The sequence below is a fragment of the Streptomyces sp. NPDC033845 genome (assembly GCF_055576225.1).
Genome location: NZ_JBVIRI010000007.1, coordinates 126884 through 145781, shown reverse-complemented (window position 1 = coordinate 145781; position 18898 = coordinate 126884). Strand labels below are relative to the sequence as shown.

21 protein-coding genes and 4 pseudogenes are annotated in these 18898 nt (G+C 70.2%); 19 read left to right on the top strand and 6 right to left on the bottom strand.

The annotated features are described in order from the left end of the window. Positions 1-795: 795 nt before the first annotated feature. Complete coding sequence (locus tag ACZ50K_RS17350; RefSeq protein ID WP_468903521.1) at positions 796-1344, top strand: hypothetical protein; 549 nt, start codon at positions 796-798, stop codon at positions 1342-1344. A gap of 615 nt (positions 1345-1959) precedes the next feature. Here the strand turns inward: ACZ50K_RS17350 and ACZ50K_RS17345 are convergent. Further along, positions 1960-2148: a hypothetical protein gene (locus ACZ50K_RS17345; protein WP_468903519.1), complete on the bottom strand. Its 189-nt coding sequence runs from the start codon at positions 2146-2148 to the stop codon at positions 1960-1962. Between the two features lie 291 nt (positions 2149-2439). Between ACZ50K_RS17345 and ACZ50K_RS17340 the strand changes: the two genes are divergently transcribed. The 3 genes and pseudogenes from ACZ50K_RS17340 to ACZ50K_RS17330 all read left to right on the top strand — a co-directional run bounded on the left by ACZ50K_RS17340 (position 2440) and on the right by ACZ50K_RS17330 (position 3776). Further along, positions 2440-2874 (top strand): Hsp20/alpha crystallin family protein, encoded by a 435-nt coding sequence (locus ACZ50K_RS17340; RefSeq protein ID WP_468903517.1) that lies wholly within the window; start codon positions 2440-2442, stop codon positions 2872-2874. 104 nt (positions 2875-2978) lie between these two features. Next, positions 2979-3257 (top strand): annotated as a pseudogene (locus ACZ50K_RS17335) (DUF2267 domain-containing protein); the annotation flags it as partial. A 78-nt stretch (positions 3258-3335) separates the two neighbouring features. Continuing rightward, positions 3336-3776, top strand: coding sequence for a DUF2267 domain-containing protein (locus ACZ50K_RS17330; RefSeq protein ID WP_468903515.1), 441 nt, complete (start codon positions 3336-3338; stop codon positions 3774-3776). 80 nt (positions 3777-3856) lie between these two features. Here ACZ50K_RS17330 and ACZ50K_RS17325 read toward each other — a convergent pair whose 3' ends face one another. Further along, positions 3857-4216, bottom strand: coding sequence for a hypothetical protein (locus ACZ50K_RS17325; protein WP_468903513.1), 360 nt, complete (start codon positions 4214-4216; stop codon positions 3857-3859). A 192-nt stretch (positions 4217-4408) separates the two neighbouring features. On the opposite strand from ACZ50K_RS17325, the pseudogene ACZ50K_RS17320 reads away from it, so the two are divergent. The 7 genes and pseudogenes from ACZ50K_RS17320 to ACZ50K_RS17290 form a co-directional block, all read left to right on the top strand. Next, positions 4409-4555 (top strand): annotated as a pseudogene (locus ACZ50K_RS17320) (MerR family transcriptional regulator); the annotation flags it as partial. A 483-nt stretch (positions 4556-5038) separates the two neighbouring features. Further along, the gene (locus ACZ50K_RS17315; protein ID WP_468903511.1) at positions 5039-5242 is read left to right on the top strand and encodes a cold-shock protein; all 204 of its coding nucleotides are present in this window, start codon (positions 5039-5041) and stop codon (positions 5240-5242) included. Between the two features lie 395 nt (positions 5243-5637). Then, a complete protein-coding gene (locus ACZ50K_RS17310) occupies positions 5638-5772 on the top strand; it encodes a hypothetical protein (RefSeq protein ID WP_468903509.1) in 135 nt (44 codons plus the stop codon). A 350-nt stretch (positions 5773-6122) separates the two neighbouring features. Then, a complete protein-coding gene (locus tag ACZ50K_RS17305; RefSeq protein WP_392055214.1) occupies positions 6123-6326 on the top strand; it encodes a cold-shock protein in 204 nt (67 codons plus the stop codon). A 315-nt stretch (positions 6327-6641) separates the two neighbouring features. Further along, complete coding sequence (locus tag ACZ50K_RS17300; protein ID WP_468903507.1) at positions 6642-7682, top strand: DEAD/DEAH box helicase; 1041 nt, start codon at positions 6642-6644, stop codon at positions 7680-7682. A 47-nt stretch (positions 7683-7729) separates the two neighbouring features. Further along, positions 7730-8134, top strand: a complete 405-nt coding sequence (locus ACZ50K_RS17295; RefSeq protein ID WP_468903505.1) for a CBS domain-containing protein — start codon at positions 7730-7732, stop codon at positions 8132-8134. Positions 8135-8993: 859 nt separating this feature from the next. Then, on the top strand, positions 8994-9326 hold the full coding sequence (locus ACZ50K_RS17290; RefSeq protein ID WP_468903502.1) for a MerR family transcriptional regulator: 333 nt from the start codon (positions 8994-8996) through the stop codon (positions 9324-9326). Positions 9327-9524: 198 nt separating this feature from the next. On the opposite strand, the pseudogene ACZ50K_RS17285 reads toward ACZ50K_RS17290, so the two are convergent. Further along, positions 9525-9833: pseudogene (locus ACZ50K_RS17285) on the bottom strand (NAD(P)H-binding protein); the annotation flags it as partial. 33 nt (positions 9834-9866) lie between these two features. Here ACZ50K_RS17285 and ACZ50K_RS17280 point away from each other — a divergent pair. The 4 genes from ACZ50K_RS17280 to ACZ50K_RS17265 all read left to right on the top strand — a co-directional run bounded on the left by ACZ50K_RS17280 (position 9867) and on the right by ACZ50K_RS17265 (position 13714). Continuing rightward, the gene (locus ACZ50K_RS17280) at positions 9867-10469 is read left to right on the top strand and encodes a TetR/AcrR family transcriptional regulator (protein WP_468903500.1); all 603 of its coding nucleotides are present in this window, start codon (positions 9867-9869) and stop codon (positions 10467-10469) included. Between the two features lie 164 nt (positions 10470-10633). After that, positions 10634-11068 carry a hypothetical protein gene (locus tag ACZ50K_RS17275; protein WP_468903498.1) on the top strand — a complete coding sequence of 145 codons (435 nt, stop codon included), beginning with the start codon at positions 10634-10636 and terminating at the stop codon, positions 11066-11068. A 22-nt stretch (positions 11069-11090) separates the two neighbouring features. Beyond that, positions 11091-13181 (top strand): hypothetical protein, encoded by a 2091-nt coding sequence (locus tag ACZ50K_RS17270; RefSeq protein ID WP_468903496.1) that lies wholly within the window; start codon positions 11091-11093, stop codon positions 13179-13181. 107 nt (positions 13182-13288) lie between these two features. Next, positions 13289-13714, top strand: coding sequence for a hypothetical protein (locus tag ACZ50K_RS17265; RefSeq protein ID WP_468903494.1), 426 nt, complete (start codon positions 13289-13291; stop codon positions 13712-13714). Positions 13715-13776: 62 nt separating this feature from the next. Here the strand turns inward: ACZ50K_RS17265 and ACZ50K_RS17260 are convergent, their stop codons facing one another. Beyond that, on the bottom strand, positions 13777-14253 hold the full coding sequence (locus ACZ50K_RS17260) for a cupin domain-containing protein (protein WP_468903492.1): 477 nt from the start codon (positions 14251-14253) through the stop codon (positions 13777-13779). Between the two features lie 204 nt (positions 14254-14457). Between ACZ50K_RS17260 and ACZ50K_RS17255 the strand changes: the two genes are divergently transcribed. Both ACZ50K_RS17255 and ACZ50K_RS17250 read left to right on the top strand, forming a co-directional pair. Then, positions 14458-14862 (top strand): BlaI/MecI/CopY family transcriptional regulator, encoded by a 405-nt coding sequence (locus ACZ50K_RS17255; protein WP_468903490.1) that lies wholly within the window; start codon positions 14458-14460, stop codon positions 14860-14862. A gap of 5 nt (positions 14863-14867) precedes the next feature. Beyond that, complete coding sequence (locus ACZ50K_RS17250; protein ID WP_468903487.1) at positions 14868-15794, top strand: M56 family metallopeptidase; 927 nt, start codon at positions 14868-14870, stop codon at positions 15792-15794. Between the two features lie 16 nt (positions 15795-15810). On the opposite strand, the pseudogene ACZ50K_RS17245 reads toward ACZ50K_RS17250, so the two are convergent. Then, positions 15811-16215: pseudogene (locus tag ACZ50K_RS17245) on the bottom strand (sporulation protein); the annotation flags it as partial. A gap of 33 nt (positions 16216-16248) precedes the next feature. Further along, positions 16249-16677, bottom strand: a complete 429-nt coding sequence (locus tag ACZ50K_RS17240) for a hypothetical protein (RefSeq protein WP_468903485.1) — start codon at positions 16675-16677, stop codon at positions 16249-16251. 207 nt (positions 16678-16884) lie between these two features. Here ACZ50K_RS17240 and sigJ (ACZ50K_RS17235) point away from each other — a divergent pair, with 207 nt between their 5' ends. Further along, a complete protein-coding gene (gene sigJ / locus ACZ50K_RS17235) occupies positions 16885-17832 on the top strand; it encodes an RNA polymerase sigma factor SigJ (protein ID WP_468903483.1) in 948 nt (315 codons plus the stop codon). Between the two features lie 105 nt (positions 17833-17937). Next, the gene (sigJ, locus tag ACZ50K_RS17230) at positions 17938-18885 is read left to right on the top strand and encodes an RNA polymerase sigma factor SigJ (RefSeq protein WP_468903481.1); all 948 of its coding nucleotides are present in this window, start codon (positions 17938-17940) and stop codon (positions 18883-18885) included. The last annotated feature ends 13 nt before the right edge of the window (positions 18886-18898 follow it).

Sequence of the window (18898 nt, the reverse complement as noted above, 5' to 3'; positions counted from 1 at the left end):
CGAGCATTCGGTGACCTGAGCCATGCGCGGCTCCATACTGGGTGGGTAATTGGCCTTTTCGAGAAGGCCAGTTACCCCCCTCCTCGGCGATCCCTCGGGTGATGAGCTCCTCGCGCAGACGCGCAGCCGTCTCGGCCGCCCGGCCCGGCGACAGTGGCAGGACACCGTTCTCCGTCCACACATGCCTCAAGATCCTCGCGCCGGGCACGGGGCATGCTGACGCAGTGGCCGTGCCACAACGCGCCAGTAGCGACGGTAAGCAGCGGTCAACAGGAGAGCTCCGGCGAACTGCCAGACGGCGCCCGGCACGGACGTTTTCCCAGGTCATCCGCCATGCAGGCATCCAAGTGCTGGGTGATTCCCAAGCTTATAGCGCGGGTTCGATTCCCGTCATCCGCTCTTGCAAGAAGGCCCAGGTCAGCGACCTGGGCCTTCTTCGTTGTCTGGAGCTCTTAGGCCTCGCCGCTTACTGGGAGACCTGACACCACAACCGCTGTGAGACCCGGGCGCGCGGCTGTCAGCAGTGCGCCCGGGGTCTGCTGTCCCACGCTGGTAACCAACTCGGCCTGGCCTGGTACGAAAGCCTGCTGCCCGCGATGCGGACCATCGAGGCGATCAACGGTTATCTGAGCAATCCACTTGCCCGTACCCTCCTCGGCGGCAGCAAGCCCCAGGATCGTGATGTACCGAGGCGGCCATGGCGGTCACACGGACCGTGCTGCGCCCCGCAACCCATGCGGGTGATCGGCACCGCATAGACCACATGGCCTTCGGACGACCCGCTATGAAGGTTGCATGTCCGCACTCTTCCCCGAACCAGCGAGCCCCGCCCCCTCTGGCGACCTGGATGCGGCAGGTCGCATCCAGGTGGGTGACGCGCTGCTGGTTCAGTTTCCCAGTGATACGGCTTGCCGTTCGAGCGCCTTCAAACATGCAGCTACCCGCTACGGTCTGCCAGCAGCCAGGGCAAGGGAGTACGTGGCTCTTGCGCGGTGGTTCAGCCCCGATATGCGCGCGCGCATCTTCGCTGATGTCCAGGTCTCCTACTCCGTCTTGAGGGAAGCAGCCTGCGACTACTCAAGGTCTGGTACGCCTGATCATCAACGCTGGGACGCTCTTCGCTCGATGATCGACACCGCAGCCAGCCAAGGCCTGAAGCGCGTGACGGCGAGTGAGTACCGATCCGCAATCGGCTCCCGGCAGATCCCGAACCAAGCCAGTGCCATGCCGGCCGAGGCAGTGGTTCGACAGCTAGAACGCGCTGATGTCTGGCAAGCCGTGGTCGACCACATCGTGGCAGACCCAGCCAGCCGCCGAGAAGTACTGTTGCGACTATCGGCGTAGCGATCACCCAACCCTGCCTTCAATGAGGACCGTCAACGGACGTGCCACAAAGTGCCAGTAGGGCCGGTAAACCGCGGTCACCAGGGGCGCATCGAAAGGGGCCGACCGCACGGGTTCAAGAGAAGTTACCGCAGGTCAGAAGACGCGCACACGCCCAAGTGCCGGGTAATTCCCAAGCTTATAGCGCGGGTTCGATTCCCGTCATCCGCTCAGATACGAAGGCCCAGGTCAGCGACCTGGGCCTTCGTCGTTGTCCAGACCTCTCCGCCCCGCTCGCACCACCCGGACGGGACCGCGTCCCGTACCGCGAGAAGCGATTCGCGCAGCCCGCACCCAACGGTGCCGCCCTGGGTGAATTCGCGACCCCCAAAGGCAGTTGACGGACGCGACCGCTCGGTCGGCGGCCACCTCCGCGCCCTGCAGACCGGTCGGCGGTGCCGGGTCCACGGGTAAGGGGGGCCGATCGTCCGTGATCTCCAGGAGGCACAGGAGAGCACAGGACCTCCACGGCGATGCCGTGGAGGTCGGCAGTCCGGGGAAACTGCCCGGCCGCGGTGATCACTTCCTGCGTCTACGGGCGGCGCGCCCCCTGCCCACGGCCCCCGCGGGCACGGGTCACGCGCTGCGCTGGTCGCGGGTGTCCTGGCGGAGCCGGTCGACATGCCGGGTGACGGCGTCGATGCGGTCGGCGAGGTCGGCGTCCTCGGGCCGCAGATCGGCCCAACTGGCCCCCTGGCCGCGGGCGTTCTCGATCAGGCCGGATTCCCAGCCGGCGAGCTGTTCGCGGACCTCGCGGAGCGTCAACAGCGCGGCCAGGGCCGGGTGCGGGTCCGCGGCCGGTGCGGAGGAGGCTGTCGGCGTGCTCGTGGGGGCTTTCCGCGCGTCCTTGACAGCCTGGTCGATGGTCTCCAGTGCCGCGGCGGCGGCGAGGAGGGGGACGGTGCGGTCGGCTCTGCGGCCTCGGCCAGGGCGGTCCCGTGCACTGTCGTCCTCCGGATGACTTCTTGCTTGTCATCGTTTCGATGACATGTTACAACGGAGGCACGTTGAAGCGCATTGGCAGTTTCTGCCTGAACCAACTGGAGGTGTTTCGCGATGTTGATGCGCACCGACCCGTTCCGCGAGATGGACCGCATCGTCCAGCAGCTCTCCGGCACGTCCGGTACGTGGTCGAAGCCGTCCGTGATGCCGATGGACGCCTACAGGGAGGGAGACTCGTACGTCGTCGCCTTCGACCTCCCCGGAGTGAGCCCCGAGGCGATCGACATCGACGTCGAACGGAACATGCTCACCGTCAAGGCCGAGCGCCGGCCCGCGGCCAGGGGCGACGGCGTGCAGATGGAGCTCTCCGAGCGGCCCCTCGGGGTCTTCTCCCGCCAGGTCATGCTGGCCGACACCCTCGACACCGAGCACATCGAAGCCGACTACGAAGCCGGTGTGCTGACCCTGCGGATCCCGATCTCCGAGCGCGCCAAGCCGCGGAAGATCGCCATCGGCGGCAACGCCGACCGCAAGCAGATCTCCGGCTGACCCGGCCGGCACCAGCGGCGGAGGACGGGGAACCCGATCCCACTCCGGGACCCCGTCCCCCGCACCCCGTTTCCCGTTCACCCCTCCTCGGGGGGTGACGTGAGATGCCGGTGCGCCGGGAAGCGTTCCCGGGCCACATCCAGGAACGCGGCGAGTACCGGACCCGGGAGGAAGCCGAACGGGCGGCCCGCGTCGTCCTGGCCCTGCTCGGCGCCCACCCGGTCGGCACCGTACGGGGCGAGACCGTCGCCCGTCTCCCGGAGTCCGACGCGCTGATCCTCCTCAGCCCGCTGCCGCCCGCTGCACCCGCGGAGCCCCTCTCGCCCGAGCGGTTCGTCCGCGCCACCTCGGCCTCTGGATCGAGTACGACCTCCTCTTCGGCCACCCCTTGACCATCCTGACCAGCCCCCCTGCAGGCCGAAAACCACCAGCCCCCAGACGAGAAAGGCAATCACGGCACCATGTACGACCAGCCTCGACCGCACCAGGCCCAGCCGGCCATGACGTTCGAGCAGATGCTGGAACGCGTGCGCTACGAAGGCGCCTACCCCACCCGCGAACGCGCAGAAGAAGCCGTCCGCACCGTCCTGACCGCACTCGGACGCCAGCTCGTCGGCGACGAACGCGTCGACCTCGCCCAGGCCCTCCCCGTCGAAGCCGCCCTCGTCCTCACGGCCCAGATCCCCGCCACCGAACCCCTCACCGGCTGGGGCTTCGTCAAGGACCTCGCCGCCCGCACCGGCACCAGCCCCGCCGTCGCCCGCTGGGACACCGGCGCCGTCCTCGCCGCCGTCACCCGCCTCGCCGGACCCGACCTCCTCGCCCGGATCCTCCGCGCACTCCCGGGCGGCTACGCCCTCCTCTTCGGCCGGGCAGAACTCCGCCGGCCCCAGCACGCATGACCGCCCGCGGACGACCGGGGTGAGGGCTCAGCCGGACCGGGCTCTCACCCCAGCCCGCGGGTTCCTACCGTAGGACTCGATCAGTGGTCGGAGTAGCTGAAGTCGCCCACGGTCCAGGCCGTGACGTCCTCGATCGACACGCGGTACATACCGCCCGTCTCCGGGATGCCCATGGTTTCCTGCAGGATCCGCGCCACGTGGAAGTGCAGGTGCGTCGGCGGAGCCTCCCCGCCTGTCGTGGCGGTGAACACGCCGGAGAACTCGCCCAGCCGGGCCGAATCCTCCAGCACCTCCGACACCCGCTGCCGCCACACGGCTTCGGGAGCCAACCGGCCGGTGATCACAGCACCGCCGACGACCACGGTCAGGGACATCTGGTTGCTCTGCCCGGACTCCACCAGTGCAGCAACGCTCACGAGCAACTCGTCAGGCTTCGACATAGCAATCGATTGTATGTCCCGCCCCACCCCTCGAACCCGGCGGAGACCGTCCGTCGCTCGTGACACAGCGAGATCGCCGAGGGAAGAACGGAGGAGTTGACCGCCATCAGGATCGCCCGGGGCGAATGACGGAACCCGGGTACCGCAGGACATCGACAGTGAGGTGGTCTCCGGTCAAGCAACCGCGATCCCCGCGCCCGCGAGCTCGTCGACCAGGGCACCCCCATCGAGGCCGCCTGCCGCATCATCATCCTCGAAGACCAGCCCGAAGAGGCCCAGCGCATCAACGCCGAATACCGCCGCGCAGCCGAGGCGTCCGATCCACCAGCCGCAAGGTGACGACCACCCCGTGGGCAGTTGCGGCGGCACGGCCGTGCAATCGGCCCTCCGGGCCGCGCCCGAGCGCCCGCCGCCAGGCCCTTCCTCCCCTCGCCCAGGCGCGGGCGGGCGACCCGTACGCCCAGCTCGCGGCAGGTCCGGCGCCGGCGCCACGATCGCCCACCACCGGCCGCCCCCTCCGAAACACCCCATTCGAAATACACGAATACCTGTGCTCGCGGCCTGAGATTTTGACTGCTATCACAGAGAGGGTTTTTACCGGCGGCGCTCCGGGGGGAACTATTCGGCGCACGGATACTGCGGGGACGTGCTACCGTCCATCTCAGTTGCAGTTTTGGTACCCGAAAACTTCGAGCGCTCCCGTCGGCCCGTGCCGCACGGAAGCGCTCTGTATTTCCGGTCATTTTCCGGGCAGGGCATCATCGCGGCGACACGGCTTCCGTACGGTACGGATGCCGGCGTACTGCCCCAAGGAGATACGACATGGCTAATGGCACCGTGAAGTGGTTCAACGCGGAAAAGGGTTTCGGCTTCATCGAGCAGGACGGTGGCGGCGCTGACGTGTTCGCCCACTTCTCGAACATCGCCGCCTCGGGCTTCCGCGAGCTGCAGGAGGGCCAGAAGGTCTCCTTCGACATCGCCCAGGGCCAGAAGGGCCCGACGGCCGAGAACATCGTCACCGTCTGACGCTGACGCGCATCTTGCAGCTGGGTCCCGCATCCCTCGGGGTGCGGGACCCAGCTGCATTCATTTCCGCAGCGATTTGCCCTGCCGGGACACAGCCTCAAGGTACGCAAATCCTCCTCGACGCCTCGGATGCAATTTTTCGCGCATTCATTTTCCGCTGCATCCCGCTCGCTGCCGCTTCTCTCATTCCTTGTTGCGGAACTCCTCGATGCATGCCGCATCAAGGAAGGTTCTTCATGAACCCCACACGTACGAGCAGGTCACACGGCCGCACCGGCCGGCCCCGCCCGCTCCTGGCTGGACGCCAGCCGCAGCTCCCTCGGCACCGGCGCCCACCCCTACGAGACCTGAGAGACCCGACGGGCCCTGGAGCCCGCGCACGAGAGGACACGGCCGTGGCCACCCTGCGCGAACGCCGGACCTACCGCGCACAGGTGCTCCGGGTCCTGTACGAAGCCGTCGAGGGCAACCGCCTCCTCGGTATCCCCAGGTCGAAGACCTGGGGCTTCGTCCCGGGTGCGAGACGCTGACCCGGCGAAGCGCCCACGTCCAAAATGGCGGATACCCGCCCCCTCGAAACACTGCACTCGGGGTGAGTCAATATCTGCCGCGGCGGTCTAAGAGTTCGATCGGCCCCGCAGGAAGAATTTTCGCCGCACCGCACAGGGCGAGAATATTTAACACACGCAAGCCCGTGCGGCATGCTACTGTCGATCTCGGTTGCAGTTTTGGTACCCAAAAACTTCAAGCGCCCACATCGGCCTCCGAGGCCGTACGCAAGCGCTTCATTTCCCGGATCATTCTCCGGCGGGGCATCATCGCGGCGACACGGCATCCGCATCATGCGGAAGCTGGTGTACTGCCCCGAAGGAGACATGACATGGCTACCGGCACCGTCAAGTGGTTCAACGCGGCCAAGGGCTTCGGCTTCATCGAGCAGGACGGTGGCGGCGACGACGTCTTCGCCCACTTCTCGAACATCGCCGCCCAGGGCTTCCGCGAGCTGAGCGAGGGCCAGAAGGTCAGCTTCGACATCGCGCAGGGCCAGAAGGGCCCGACGGCCGAGAACATCGTTCCCGCCTGAGACTGACGCGCATCTTGCAGCTGGGGCCCGCATCCCTCGGGGTGCGGGCCCCAGCTGCACGCATTTCCCGCGGTGTGTCACCCGGAAGAAGCACGGAGGGGACGCGCCCTCCCCAAGGCCCCGCACCCGGGCAATTCTCCTGACGGCGCGCGCCCATTCGACGCCGCACATTCCAGCGCCCGCGCCGCAACCCCATGCAGTTTCTTCCGGGCCGGCCGCGCTAGCGCATTCCATTCGGCCCGTTCCTGCAATTCTCGGCACTGCTTTTCGGCTGCGGGAATTCCTTGGTACGTGCCGTATCAAGGAAGGTTCTGAATGAACCCCATCCGTACGGACAACCGCTCCGGGGGACGTTCCGGCGGTCCGAGCCGTTCGGGCGGCTACGGCCGCCGGCCCGCCGCGGTGCAGAGTGAGCCCGCCCTGCCGAAGACGGTCACTCCGGCGCTGGCGCCCGTCGAGACCTTCGCCGCTCTGGACATGCCCGCCGAGCTGCTGGCCGCACTGCGTACGCAGGGTGTGACGGTGCCGTTCCCGATCCAGGGCGCGACGCTGCCGAACTCCCTCGCCGGACGTGACGTGCTCGGCCGCGGACGCAGCGGCTCCGGCAAGACCCTCGCCTTCGGCCTCGCCCTGCTGGCCCTCACCGCCGGGCAGCGTGCCGAGCCCCGTCAGCCGCTCGCGCTGGTCCTGGTGCCGACGCGTGAGCTGGCCCAGCAGGTGACCGACGCCCTCACCCCGTACGCCCGCTCGGTCAGGCTGCGGCTGGCCGCGGTCGTCGGCGGTATGCCCATCGGGCGGCAGGCCGGCGCGCTGCGCGGCGGTGCGGAAGTCGTCGTCGCCACCCCGGGACCGCTGAAGGACCTCATCGACCGTGGGGACTGCCGCCTGGACCAGGTCGCGATCACCGTCCTGGACGAGGCCGACCAGATGGCCGACATGGGCTTCATGCCGCAGGTCACGGCCCTGCTGGACCAGGTGCGTCCCGAGGGCCAGCGGATGCTGTTCTCCGCCACCCTGGACCGCAGTGTCGACCTGCTGGTGCGCCGCTACCTCACCGACCCGGTCGTGCACTCGGTGGACCCCTCGCAGGGTGCGGTGACGACCATGGAGCACCCCGTCGTGTACGTCCACGGCGCGGACAAGCACGCCACGACGACGGAGATCACCGCCGGTGCCGGCGAAGCGGCCCTCGACCGAATCACCGGCGCCCAGGCCCCCTCCGGCATCCCCGTGGTCATCACGGCACCGGTCACCGAACGCGCCAAGCGTGGTGCGGCCTCCCGCGGCAGGCGGCGCCCCGCTTCGGCGGCCCGGCTCGAAGGTGCGCGAAAGCCCGCCTTCGACGCGGCCGGATGAGGGACCACGTGATCAGAAGACTGACCCATCTCTGCAGGAGGCACGTTGTGACGCTGGTCCAGATGCAGTCCCGCTCAGCATCTCCCGACCCGGCACGCCGGGTGGTGGACGATGCCATCGCTGCCGCCGGACCGCAGGTCTGCGACGACATGACGGTCGAGGTGGCCCTGGCCGTCATGTCCAGTGCCCGCACGGACCATCTGCTCGTCTGCGACGAGGACGGCCGGTGCACCGGGCTGGTCACCCAGGTCCAGCTCGCCACCATCCGTGACAGCTCGGCGTACACGGACCAGGTCCGTCTGCGCGCTGTGATCGGCGAGCGCGGACCGGTCGTCACCTCGTCCAGGACGACGACGGACGAAGCCGAGCACACGACGCGCCACCGCGGCCCGGACGCCTCGGGGTCCTCGCCCGCGCCCGCTGACCGGCCGCACCGCCCGGTGGCCGTCTGACCGGCAGGGCGGCAGGGCGGCGTGAGCCGACACCCGAAACAGCGATGAGGGGCCGACCGGCACGTGCCGGTCGGCCCCTCGCTCGTATCAGGAGGTTCCCGTCGCAGGCGGCGCCGATTACCTCTTCGCCGGACAGGCAAAAATCTATGCCAGCCAGAGTAGACATTGGGCTGCGGCCTGGTTATGGTTTCTCTCGTAGCCAGAGAGATCGCAGGGCCCGGCAGACACGAACTGCCGGGCGGCAGTACCGCAGTACAGGTAGTTGCAGTTCAGCAGGACGGTGCGGTGGTGGAGTGTCGAAGCCAGGAGGTTTGCAGGACGGCGACGGGACTGACCACCGGACCGGGCGGCCCGCGGTGATAAGGGGCCGCCGAGAGAGGTACCGCGGTTGACGCAGTGGCAGTACCCCGCAGTGAAGTCAGTGAGCAGCACCTCGGTGAAGGCGTCGGCTGCGGACGCACGCACCGGGAAGTTCGGCAGTGGGGTTCCAAGCCAGAGCAGACGCACAACGGGCGACGGGGCTGGCTGCCGGAGGGCGGCGCTGGGCAAGGCCGCCGAGCAGTACGCAGTACGCAGTTCCATCAGGTAAACAGTTCATCACCGAGGGAAGAACGGAGGAGCCCCAGCACCATCAGGATCGCCCGGGCGCACGTCGGCCCGGGTACCGCAGGACATCGATAGCGAGGTGGTCTCCGGTCAAGCAACCGCGATCCCCGCACGCCCGACAGCAGCCAGGTCGGGTCCGCGGAAACAGAAGGTCGGCGCAGTACCAGGGCCGACAGATGGTGTAGTAGTTCCTTCGGGGCCCTGGTGCCATATGGCACCAGGGCCCCTCCACGCATTCCATGAGAGAGGTTCAATGACAGCAGACGACTCGTTCGGCCGCCTCGACGACGACGACTACCCCGCCTACACGATGGGCCGGGCCGCCGAAATGCTCGGCACCAGCCAGGGATTCCTGCGCGCCATCGGCGAAGCCCGCCTCATCACCCCGCTGCGCTCCGAGGGCGGTCACCGCCGCTACTCCCGCTACCAGTTGCGCATCGCCGCCCGGGCCCGCGAACTCGTCGACCAGGGCACGCCCATCGAGGCCGCCTGCCGCATCATCATCCTCGAAGACCAGCTCGAAGAGGCCCAGCGCATCAACGCCGAATACCGCCGCGCCGCCCAATCGCCATCTCCTCCGACCTAGGCCTGAAACCGCCGACGGTCTGCATCTCCCGACACGCCTCGAATCGCCCCCGCCGCCCGAGGTGCCCGGACACTTGGTGTCCCCCTCGACGCGGCGGCAGTGGCCCGGCCGGGCGGCCGCGGGCCTCGGATCCTGCTCCACGACTACGGCCGGCCGAGGACGTCCAGGGTGTTCACCGAACGGGGCGAAGACCGTGCGCTTCGCACGGGCCGGCTCGGCCCAGGCGAAGGCGTTGGCGGCGAATCCGCCCGGGCGCAGCACGGTGTCGGGGTGCTCGCCGTGACCGTTGAGCTCGCCGCCCAGCAGGACGAAGAGGGCGTCGGCGCCTTCGAGGACCGGCCGCATGCTCGCGGCGTTCCCGACGTAGGCCTGGAGGTGCCGGACGGCGGTCGGCGCCGCCTCGGACCGCGGGCGCCGCGAGACGGCCGTGACCTCCTCGCCCGCCTCGGCCAGCACCTGTACCGGCGTCCGCCCGATGTCGCCGGTCGCACCCGTCACCACGATCATTTCTTCCCCCATGTCGAATCTATAGTTGGTTGGGTGACTAACTCAGGGACGCCTCGGACGCGGGCAGCCGACAAACGCCGACGGCTCACGGACGCGGCGGCCCGGCTCCTCCACGAGCAGGGCGTGGAACGCACCACCCTCGCCGACATCGCGCGCGTGGCAGACGTCCCCGTCGGAAACGTCTACTACTACTTCAAGACCAAGGACGAGCTGGTCCGGGCCGCACTGTCCGAGCACAGCGAGCACCTGGACGAACTCGCCCGGCAGCTGGACGAGTTGCCCGACCCCCTGGACCGTCTCAAGGCCCTGATCGAAGCCTGGGTCGCTCAGCGCGACACCGCCGCCCGCTACGGCTGCCCCACCGGAACCCTGGCCGTCGAACTGGACAAGCGCGCGGACGGGACCCTCGACGTGGCGGCCGGAGCGGTGATCCGGCGGCTGCTGGACTGGGCCGGACACCAGTTCCGCGCCCTCGGCCTGCCCGACCCGGACGGCCTCGCCGTCAGCCTCGTCTCCGGCTACCAGGGCATGTCACTGCTGGCCAACGCCCTGCGCGACCCGGACATCATGACCCGCGAGGGAGCACGCCTCCACCGCTGGCTCGACTCCCTGCGCACTCCCGGCCGGAATCCCTGACCGGTGCGTGCCATGAGGTGGCGGTCGGTGCGGTGGGACGCGTGGCGCGCCGCTTACGCACCGCCGGGGGGGTGGTGGTTCGGGCACTGGTAGCGTCGATGGCGCGTTCTGGGCGGCGGGCGGCGAGGGTCGGCGGTAGGGGCGCGTGCGCGGGAGGTAGCGGTATGGGGTTCGAGCAGGACTGGCGTCAGGCGCGGGCCGGCGCGGCGGATCAGGTGGGGATGCGGCTGAACTCCGGAGCGCCGACGGGCCCGCCGGGTCCCGCCGGGAAGGACTTCGCCTCGACGCCCGCGGAGAAGAAGGCCGCGGCGAACACCATCGAGAACGACCTGGAGCCGAGCACCAAGAAGGCGGCGGACCATGCCGACGAGGCTTCGAACGGTGCGGTCAAGGCCTTCGAGGGCTGGGGTACCGCCGGTGGTCTCAAGAAGGTGCAGGAGACCTGGGACCGGCAGGTGACCGGGTTGATGGGACGGCTGGCGGCGGAGAAGACCGCGCTGCGCGGGACATCGAATCTGTTTCTGCGGAACGACATCGCCACGGGCGACGGCTTCGGCGTCCTGAAACCCTCCCCTGACTCGAAACTGAACGGGCTCTAGGCGGCGGGTGAGGACGAGGACCATGCTGACGTACCACGAGGTCATGACGACCGACTTCGGACACCTGACCACCGCCGCGGCCAAGTGGGAGGCCATGGCCGGGGAGTTCAAGAAGGTCGAGGAACGTTACCGGGACGGCGTCCAGAAGATCACCATGGGTGGTCAGGCCTGGACGGGGGTGAGCGTGGGTGCGGCGCACACCAACTTCGCCGGTACCCGCTACGAGTACGCCGCCGCACAGACCCAGGCGAAGGCGATCGGCGGTCTGCTGCGTGACGCGCACGAGCAGTTCACCGAGCTGAAGAAGAGGGTCGAGTCCGCCCGCGATGATGCGGTGAAGGCGGGCATGAAGGTGTCCGATCAGGGCCGCTGCACCTTCGACTACGCCAAGGCGGACGCCGGCACCGCGAACGCCGCCCGGCACGACCCGGATCTGAAGGGCGTCGAGAACGCCTGGTCGCAGCACATCGAGAGCGCGGTCAAGGCGCTCGACGACGCCGACCAAGGCGTCAAGATCGCGCTGGAGGCGGTCTGCGCGGACGGCTACGGCGCCAAGGACGACACGACCTTCGGCACCGGTTTCAACGGCGCGGCACAGGGTGATGTCGAGGTGTACGAGGCCCGGAACGCGGAGGACATCGCGACCCGGCTGGCCGGGGGCGAGAAGATCCCGCCGGCCGAGATGGCAGAGCTCCGGCGGTCCTTCCGTGACAATTCCGGCAGGCCCGAGTTCAGCCAGGTGTTCATCAACGGGCTGGGCGCCAAGGGCACGATCGAGCTGACCAACCGCCTCAACGACCAGATCCACGTCCGGAACCCCTCCGACAAGGCGGACTACTCCGATCTGCGGAAGGGCCTCGGCGCCACGCTCGCCTCCGCCACGAAGGACCCGGACTCGGAGGTCTACCGGAAGTTCCGGGCCGACATGCGGAAGGAAGGTCTCGAACGGCGCAACACCTCCTTCACCGATCTGCGGCTGGAGAAGGCGTACGGCTACCAGTCGCTGGTCACCCTGATGAGCCAGGGCGGCGGGCACTACTCCCGGCAGTTCCTGCACGACATGGGCGACGACATCATGCAGGCGGAGAAGGGCCGGGAGGACATCTGGGTCATGAAGGGCGGCGAGTACAGCGGGGAGCGGACCGGCTGGTTCGCCAACGACCCGATGGACGGGCTGCTCGGCGTGATGAGCCGCGACCCGGAGGCCGCGGCGTCCTACCTCAAGGACGAGGACCGGATGAAGCACCTGATGGGGCGCAACTGGGAGGTCGTGCTGGAGGCCAACGAGCACGGCAACTCCGTGCACTACTCGGCGGCGCTCGACAAGGACGACCGGGCGGGCTTCGCGGCCGCTCTGCAGGCCGGGGCGACCGGCATCGACCCGGCCGCCGAGAACCCGGGGTTCGTCGAGCACTCCGCCGACAACAGGGCCGTCTTCAAGAACGCCGTCGACCAGTTCGCCAAGACCGGCGACGACCTTCCCGGGTCGTTGCGCGAACCGATGGCGAACGTCCTGGTCAACCACGCCGACACGGTGCACGAGGTCACCAGCAGCGTGGACATGCGCTCCCTGGCGGTGCCGCAGAACGACATGTACGAGGTCATCAAGCAGGTCTCGAAGGACCAGGAGGCCTACGGGTCCCTGAACTACGGGATCAACCAGGCCATGGTCGCCGACATTCACGAACCGGGACAGCAGCACCCGGAGGAGTCGCTGCTGCGCGCCGGGCGCACGGTGGGCTTCCTGGAGGAGGCCCGCACCGCGGCCGTCGGACCGGCCGGGACGGCTGCCTGGGAGGAGAAGTGGATGTTCGACACCGCCATCGGCTACCTGCCCGCCTACGACGCGGAGGTCCAGGCCGGCTTCGACTACGTGGTCGACAAGTGGCAGGCGGACGAGCAGAAGAACATCGACCAGGCGTTCGCGGACAAGGACTACGAGGCCTATGAGAAGCGGAACGGCCAGCTGATGGCGCTCACCGAGGAGTGGATGAAGCAGCACGACAAGGACGGCTCCCCCTTCGACCGCCAGCACACGATGGACCTGGCCGCCGGCGCGGGCGAGAACCGTGCCAAGGGCGTCACCGCACCGCCCAGCGGGGGTGCCGTGTGAGGTGGCGGGGGGTGGTGGCGGTTGCGGGGAGTTTGGCGCTGCTGGTGTCAGTGGTGGGGTGTGGGGCTGGTGGTGACAAAGTGCCGGGAGTGATCTGTGGGACTACCGTGTCAAGCGAGCTGTCCGAGCCGTTGCTGAAGCCCTACGGGAAGATCACCGAAGCCAGCAAGGTGGACCGTAACGAGCCGCAGGTGTCGGCGCCCTGTGTGCTGAGCGTGGACGGTGAGCGGGCGCTCGCCTTCCGGTTCAGCTGGCACAGGGGTGCGCCGGAGGACCTGCTGGCGCTGTCGCGCGGGAGCGCGATCTACGGGCTGCTGGATCCCCGGCGGGTGGACCTCGGCTTCGAGGACTCGGTGGTCGGCGCCGACGGCGCCACGGCCACCGCCCCGTGCAGGACGAAGGGCGGTGACCACTTCACCCTCCGAGTGGGGGTGGAGCGCCGCGGCCAGGCGGAGCGGGATCTGCGGCCGGCCGTCGAGGCGTTTATGCGGAGCTATATGACGGAGACGCTGAAGACCCTGGACTGCGGCTGAGTGCCTGGAAGTTCGGCGGGTCGGGACCGGCGGCCTGGGTCGGCGCCGGTCCCGGGCTGCCGTCAGGCGTGTTCGTCCGAGGGGCGGCGGGTGGGCTGGACCGACCAGTTCGGGGGCTCGTCGGCGCCCGAGTCCTCGTCGCGTTCCGCGTCGGCGGCCGTCGGGTGGATCCTCCCCGGGGCGTGGTGGACCGGCGCGTAGACGGCGTAGAGGCGCATCGGCTCGTCGCCGATGTTGGTCACGTTGTGCCAGGTGCCCGCGGGGACGAGGATCGACCAGCCGTCCCCGACCTCCCGGTCGAAGTCGAGGCACTCCCTCTCCGGGCCCATCTGGACCCGGCCCCGGCCGGCGTCGAGCCGGAGGAACTGGTCGGTCTCCGGGTGCGCCTCCAGGCCGATGTCCTCACCCGCCGGGATGGACATCAGGGTCAGTTGAAGGTACTTCCCGGACCAGGCGACCGCGCGGTAGTCCGTGTTGTCGAGGGTCGCCCGCTCCAGGTCGAAGCTCTGGGGATCCGGCCCGATGTCCTTGATCGTCATACGTCTGTCTCTCCCGGTTCTACGACGGCGCGCCCAGCGCTCCGGCACGGCCGCCGGCCGCCGGGCACCGGCTACCGACAATGGCGGAACCCCGGCACCGGGCCCCGTACCGACACCCGGTCCACGGGGGTGGCGGGCGGGCCGGGACTACGATGAGGCACTCCGCGGGCCGCGCCGCGGAGCGGGAGACGGAAGGTCGGTGACATGGCGGACCGGTTCGAGGGCGAGCCCGCGCAGCGGGGTCCGCGGCGGGGCCAGGGCGAGCTGGAGTCCCAGGTGCTGGCCGCGCTGAACCGGGCCCCGGGGCCGGTCAACGCCGGCTGGGTGCAGGAGCACGTCGGCGGCGGCCTGGCCTACACGACCGTGGTGACGATCCTGACCCGGCTGCACACCAAGGGGGCGGTGACCCGGCAGCGGGCCGGCCGGTCCTTCGAGTGGACGCCGGTGGCCGACGAGTCGGGGCTCGCGGCCCTGCGGATGCGGAGGGTGCTGGACGCGGAGGCGGACCGGGAGGCGGTGCTGGCGAGCTTCGTGACCGCTCTGCCACCGGGGGACGAGCAGCTCCTGCGGGATCTGCTCGCTCAGGCCGGCGAGGACGGGGAAGACTGACACCCATGGGGGTCTTCGTCTTCCTGCCGCTGGTCCTTCCCTTGACCGCCTGGCCGATCGCGCGGCTGGCCGAGCACCATCTGCACCCGCGCACCGCGACCCGGCTGCTGGCCTGGGTGGCGGCCGTGCTGGCCGTGTGCAGCACGCTCTGTCTGGCCCTGCTGATGGTGGTCGGCACGGCCCAGCTCCCCGGCAATCCGCTGCCGGACGGCTGGTCCGATCCCGAGGTGCGGGAAGCCGTGCCGTACGACGAGGTGGCCGGACGGGCCGCGATCCCGGCGCTGGCCGCCGTCCTCGTCTCCTGTGCGCGGGCGGCCCGGCGGCACGTCCGGGTACGGCTGCGGGCCGGCCGGGCCCTGGCCGGGCTGCCGGCGACCCCGGTGGCCGTACTGCCCGACGAGGTCCCCTACGCGTACGCGCTGCCGGGCGGGCGGGGCCGGATCGTGGTGACGGCCGGGATGCTCGCCGCGCTGTCCGCGCCGGAGCGGCGGGCCCTGTTCGCCCACGAGCGGGCCCATCTGGCGGGCGGGCACCACCGGTTCCTGCTCGCGGTGCAGCTGGCCGCGCGGGCGAACCCGTTCCTGCGGCCGCTGCGTACGGCGGTCACCTACACGACGGAGCGCTGGGCGGACGAGGAGGCGGCCGCCAGCATCGGCAGCCGCCGCACCGTGGCCCGGTCCGTGGGCAAGGCGGCGCTGATCTCCCGGGGTACGCCCGCCGCGACGCTGGCGGGGTTCGCGGCGGGGCCGGTGCCGCGCCGGGTGGCCGCCCTGCTGGGTCCGGCACCGGCGGCGCGGCTGTGGCCGCCGGCCTTCACCACGGTCGGTCTGGCCGTCTGGGGGGCCGCGGCGGGGACCGCGGCCTCGGCGCTGTCCTCGGCCAACTCGGCGGTCAGCCTGTTCTTCATCCTCAAGGCCGCCACCCCGCTGTAGGCGCCCGCCGCCCGCGCTACGGCTCCTCGTCCTCCTCGCCCTCGCCCTCGCCCTCGTCCTCGCCCAGCCCCTCGTCCTCGAAGGCGTCGCCGATCTCGTCGATGACCTCGGCGGCGACCATCCCGTCGACGACGCCGACGGCCGGGCCGGCCGCGCCCGCGGCCACGACCGTGCCCATGCCGGGACCCGAGCGGTGGGCGTCGTGGTGGCCTGGATGGGGTACCGGGCCGTGCGAACCGGACCCGACCAGGCGGCGGATCCAGTCCTCCACCTCGGCGTTACGGTTCCGGTCGCCCGCCCCGGCGTACGGCACCGTGTGGTGCGCGAGCAGGTCGTGGCCCTCGCCGAAGTGGCCGCCGCGCACATCGGCTTCGAGGACCACCTCCAGTTCCGCCGGGCCGGCCAGGAAGGTCAGTTCGATCCCCGTGCCCCCCTACGGCCCCCTCTGCCCCGGCTATCCGCGGCGCCCGGAACGACCCCCCGGGCGGCCCCCCGTTCGGCCCGCCGGGCGGCCCGACAGGACGAGGCCGAGGTCCAGCACGCTCAGGCCGAACATCAGGATCCCCAGCGGGACATGGAGCGAGGCATGGTGCGTGACGCCCAGCACCACCTGCACCGAGGCGAGGACCAGGAAGCCGGAGGCGTACAGGACGGGCCGCGGCGAGCCGCCGCCCGGGCGCCAGGCCAGGACGGCGGCCAGCACGTACAGCATCGAGGCGCCGTACATCACCCGCGAGCCGGCGTCGTGCAGTGCCGCGCCGGTGGCGGAGGACAGCAGGATTCCGGCGGTCGAGGCCTGGAAGAAGAGGGCCAGGGTCTGTGCGGCCGACGCGGCCCGCAGGAAGGTGATCCGGACCGGTGCTGCCGTCGTCTGCGTGGCCATGGTGCGGCCCCCCTGTTCTGCCTCGCGGCGGTGGATCGTCGCTGTCTCGCCGGTACGACGACACAGGCCCCCGAAATGTGAGGCGCGGGCGACGGGGGACGAACTCACAATCGGGGGAGCTGTTTCGTCGAAACGACGGAAAGCACGATCGGAAGACCGGAAGACCGCAAGACCGGAAGAGCAGCAGAACCAGGGAGCGTCGCAGCCATGAGCACCCCATCCGAAGCGGTCGTCGACGAGCGGCGCCAACTGATCAATCTGGCCTACCGGTTGCTCGGTTCACTGGCCGAGGCCGAGGACGCCGTACAGGAGACCTACACCCGCTGGTACGCCCTGACCCAGCGCCAGCAGGCGGCCATCGAGTCGCCCGGGGCCTGGCTGACCAAGGTGGCCGGGCGGATCTGCCTGGATGTGCTCGGCTCGGCGCGGGCCCGGCGCGAACGCTACGTCGGCTCGTGGATACCCGAACCGCTGCCCGACCGCACCGAGTGGACGAGCGGGCGGACCGGCGGCGGGCTGCCCGATTCGGCCGACCCCGCCGACCGGGTCACCCTGGACGAGTCGGTGAACATGGCCTTCCTCGTGGTGCTGGAGTCGATGACACCGGCCGAGCGCGTGGCGTTCGTCCTGCACGACGTCTTCCGTTACCCCTTCGCCGAGGTCGCCGCGATCGTCGGCCGGACGCCCGCGGCCTGCCGCCAACTGGCCTCCTCGGCCCGGCGTCGCATCGACTCCGCACACCCCCCGGCGACGGCGACGGCCGCGGCGACCTCGACGGCCGGTCAGGCCGATGTGGTGCGGAACTTCAAGGAGGCCTGGGAGGCCAAGGACATCCAGGCCCTCGTCGGCCTGCTCGACCCCGACGCCACGATGACGGCCGACGGCGGCGGTCTGGTCGGCACCGTCCTGCGCCCGGTCGAGGGCAGCGCCCGGATCGCCGAATACCTGATCCACATCGCCGACAAGGCGCCTGGGCTGGTGCTCCTGGAGCGGACGGTCAACGGACGGCCCGGACTGGTCGCCCAGCACACCGGCACCACCGTGACCGTGGCGGCGTTCAGCGTCACCGGAGACCGCATCAGCCGCATCTGGGCGGTCCGCAACCCCGAGAAGCTCCGTCCCTGGAACGACAACAACGGGGACGGGGACCGTTGACCATGGGCGAGTCCCGGCGGCCGGCGGGCCCCGCCCCGGACACCCGTACGCCCGTACGCCCGCCACCCGGAAGGCAGTTCGAGGGCACGCCCTAGGATCGCGGGCATGGGGTTGATGACCGCGAGTGATGTGGAGCGCTTCGAGAGCGCCAGGCCGCGACTGGAGGCCATCGCCTACCGGCTGCTCGGCTCGGCGGGCGAGGCCGAGGACGCCGTGCAGGAGACCTTCCTGCGCTGGCAGGCCGCCGACCAGGAACGGATCGCGGTGCCCGAGGCCTGGCTGACCAAGGTCCTCACCAACTGGTGCCTCAACCTGCTCACTTCGGCCCGCGCCCGGCGCGAGACGTACGTGGGGAGGTGGCTGCCCGAGCCGCTGCTCGCGGGGGACCCGATGCTCGGCCCGGCCGACACCGCCGAGCAGCGCGATTCGGTGTCGTACGCCGTACTCGTCCTGCTGGAGCGGCTGACACCCGGCGAGCGGGCGGTGTACGTGCTGCGCGAGGCCTTCGGGCACTCGCACCGGGAGGTCGCCGAGATCCTGGACATCAGCGAGGCCGCCAGCCAGCAGGTCCACCACCGGGCCAGGAAGCACATCGCGGAGGGCCGGGCGCGCACCGAGGTCGACGAGGCCACCGCCCGGCGGATCGTCGAGGAGTTCCTGACCGCAGCGACCAGCGGCCGCACCGAACCCCTGGTCCGGCTGCTCACCGAGGACGCCGTCTCGGTCGGGGACGGCGGCGGCAAGATGCCGGCCCGCGCCAAGGCCTTCGAGGGCGCGCGTGCGGTGGCCACCTTCATGCGCGGGCTGTTCAAGCCCGGTCCGGCCAAGCGGGCCCATGTCGGGGGCGTGCCGGAGATCTACGCCGTCACCGCGAACGGCGGGCCCGCCGTCCTGGCGGTCGTGGACGGCCGGGTCGTCGGGATCAGCTGCCTGGAGGTCACGGCGGACGGCATCTCCGCGATCCGCCACCAGGTCAACCCCGACAAGCTGGTCCGCGCCACCGCGCTGTGGGCCGCCGCCGACCACCGGGAGGGCCCGCTCCACACGCTCTGACCGACCCGCGAGG

Bases quoted from the DNA above. Each gene is read 5' to 3' on its own strand.
- ACZ50K_RS17325 (WP_468903513.1), bottom strand. From the start codon at position 4,216: ATGTCGAAGCCTGACGAGTTGCTCGTGAGCGTTGCTGCACTGGTGGAG.
- ACZ50K_RS17255 (WP_468903490.1), top strand. From the start codon at position 14,458: ATGGCGGACCGGTTCGAGGGCGAGCCCGCGCAGCGGGGTCCGCGGCGG.
- ACZ50K_RS17305 (WP_392055214.1), top strand. From the start codon at position 6,123: ATGGCTACCGGCACCGTCAAGTGGTTCAACGCGGCCAAGGGCTTCGGC.
- ACZ50K_RS17260 (WP_468903492.1), bottom strand. From the start codon at position 14,253: ATGACGATCAAGGACATCGGGCCGGATCCCCAGAGCTTCGACCTGGAG.
- ACZ50K_RS17315 (WP_468903511.1), top strand. From the start codon at position 5,039: ATGGCTAATGGCACCGTGAAGTGGTTCAACGCGGAAAAGGGTTTCGGC.
- ACZ50K_RS17340 (WP_468903517.1), top strand. From the start codon at position 2,440: ATGTTGATGCGCACCGACCCGTTCCGCGAGATGGACCGCATCGTCCAG.
- ACZ50K_RS17300 (WP_468903507.1), top strand. From the start codon at position 6,642: ATGAACCCCATCCGTACGGACAACCGCTCCGGGGGACGTTCCGGCGGT.
- ACZ50K_RS17350 (WP_468903521.1), top strand. From the start codon at position 796: ATGTCCGCACTCTTCCCCGAACCAGCGAGCCCCGCCCCCTCTGGCGAC.
- ACZ50K_RS17240 (WP_468903485.1), bottom strand. From the start codon at position 16,677: ATGGCCACGCAGACGACGGCAGCACCGGTCCGGATCACCTTCCTGCGG.
- ACZ50K_RS17270 (WP_468903496.1), top strand. From the start codon at position 11,091: ATGCTGACGTACCACGAGGTCATGACGACCGACTTCGGACACCTGACC.
- ACZ50K_RS17250 (WP_468903487.1), top strand. From the start codon at position 14,868: ATGGGGGTCTTCGTCTTCCTGCCGCTGGTCCTTCCCTTGACCGCCTGG.
- sigJ (WP_468903481.1), top strand. From the start codon at position 17,938: ATGGGGTTGATGACCGCGAGTGATGTGGAGCGCTTCGAGAGCGCCAGG.
- ACZ50K_RS17330 (WP_468903515.1), top strand. From the start codon at position 3,336: ATGTACGACCAGCCTCGACCGCACCAGGCCCAGCCGGCCATGACGTTC.
- sigJ (WP_468903483.1), top strand. From the start codon at position 16,885: ATGAGCACCCCATCCGAAGCGGTCGTCGACGAGCGGCGCCAACTGATC.
- ACZ50K_RS17275 (WP_468903498.1), top strand. From the start codon at position 10,634: ATGGGGTTCGAGCAGGACTGGCGTCAGGCGCGGGCCGGCGCGGCGGAT.
- ACZ50K_RS17290 (WP_468903502.1), top strand. From the start codon at position 8,994: ATGACAGCAGACGACTCGTTCGGCCGCCTCGACGACGACGACTACCCC.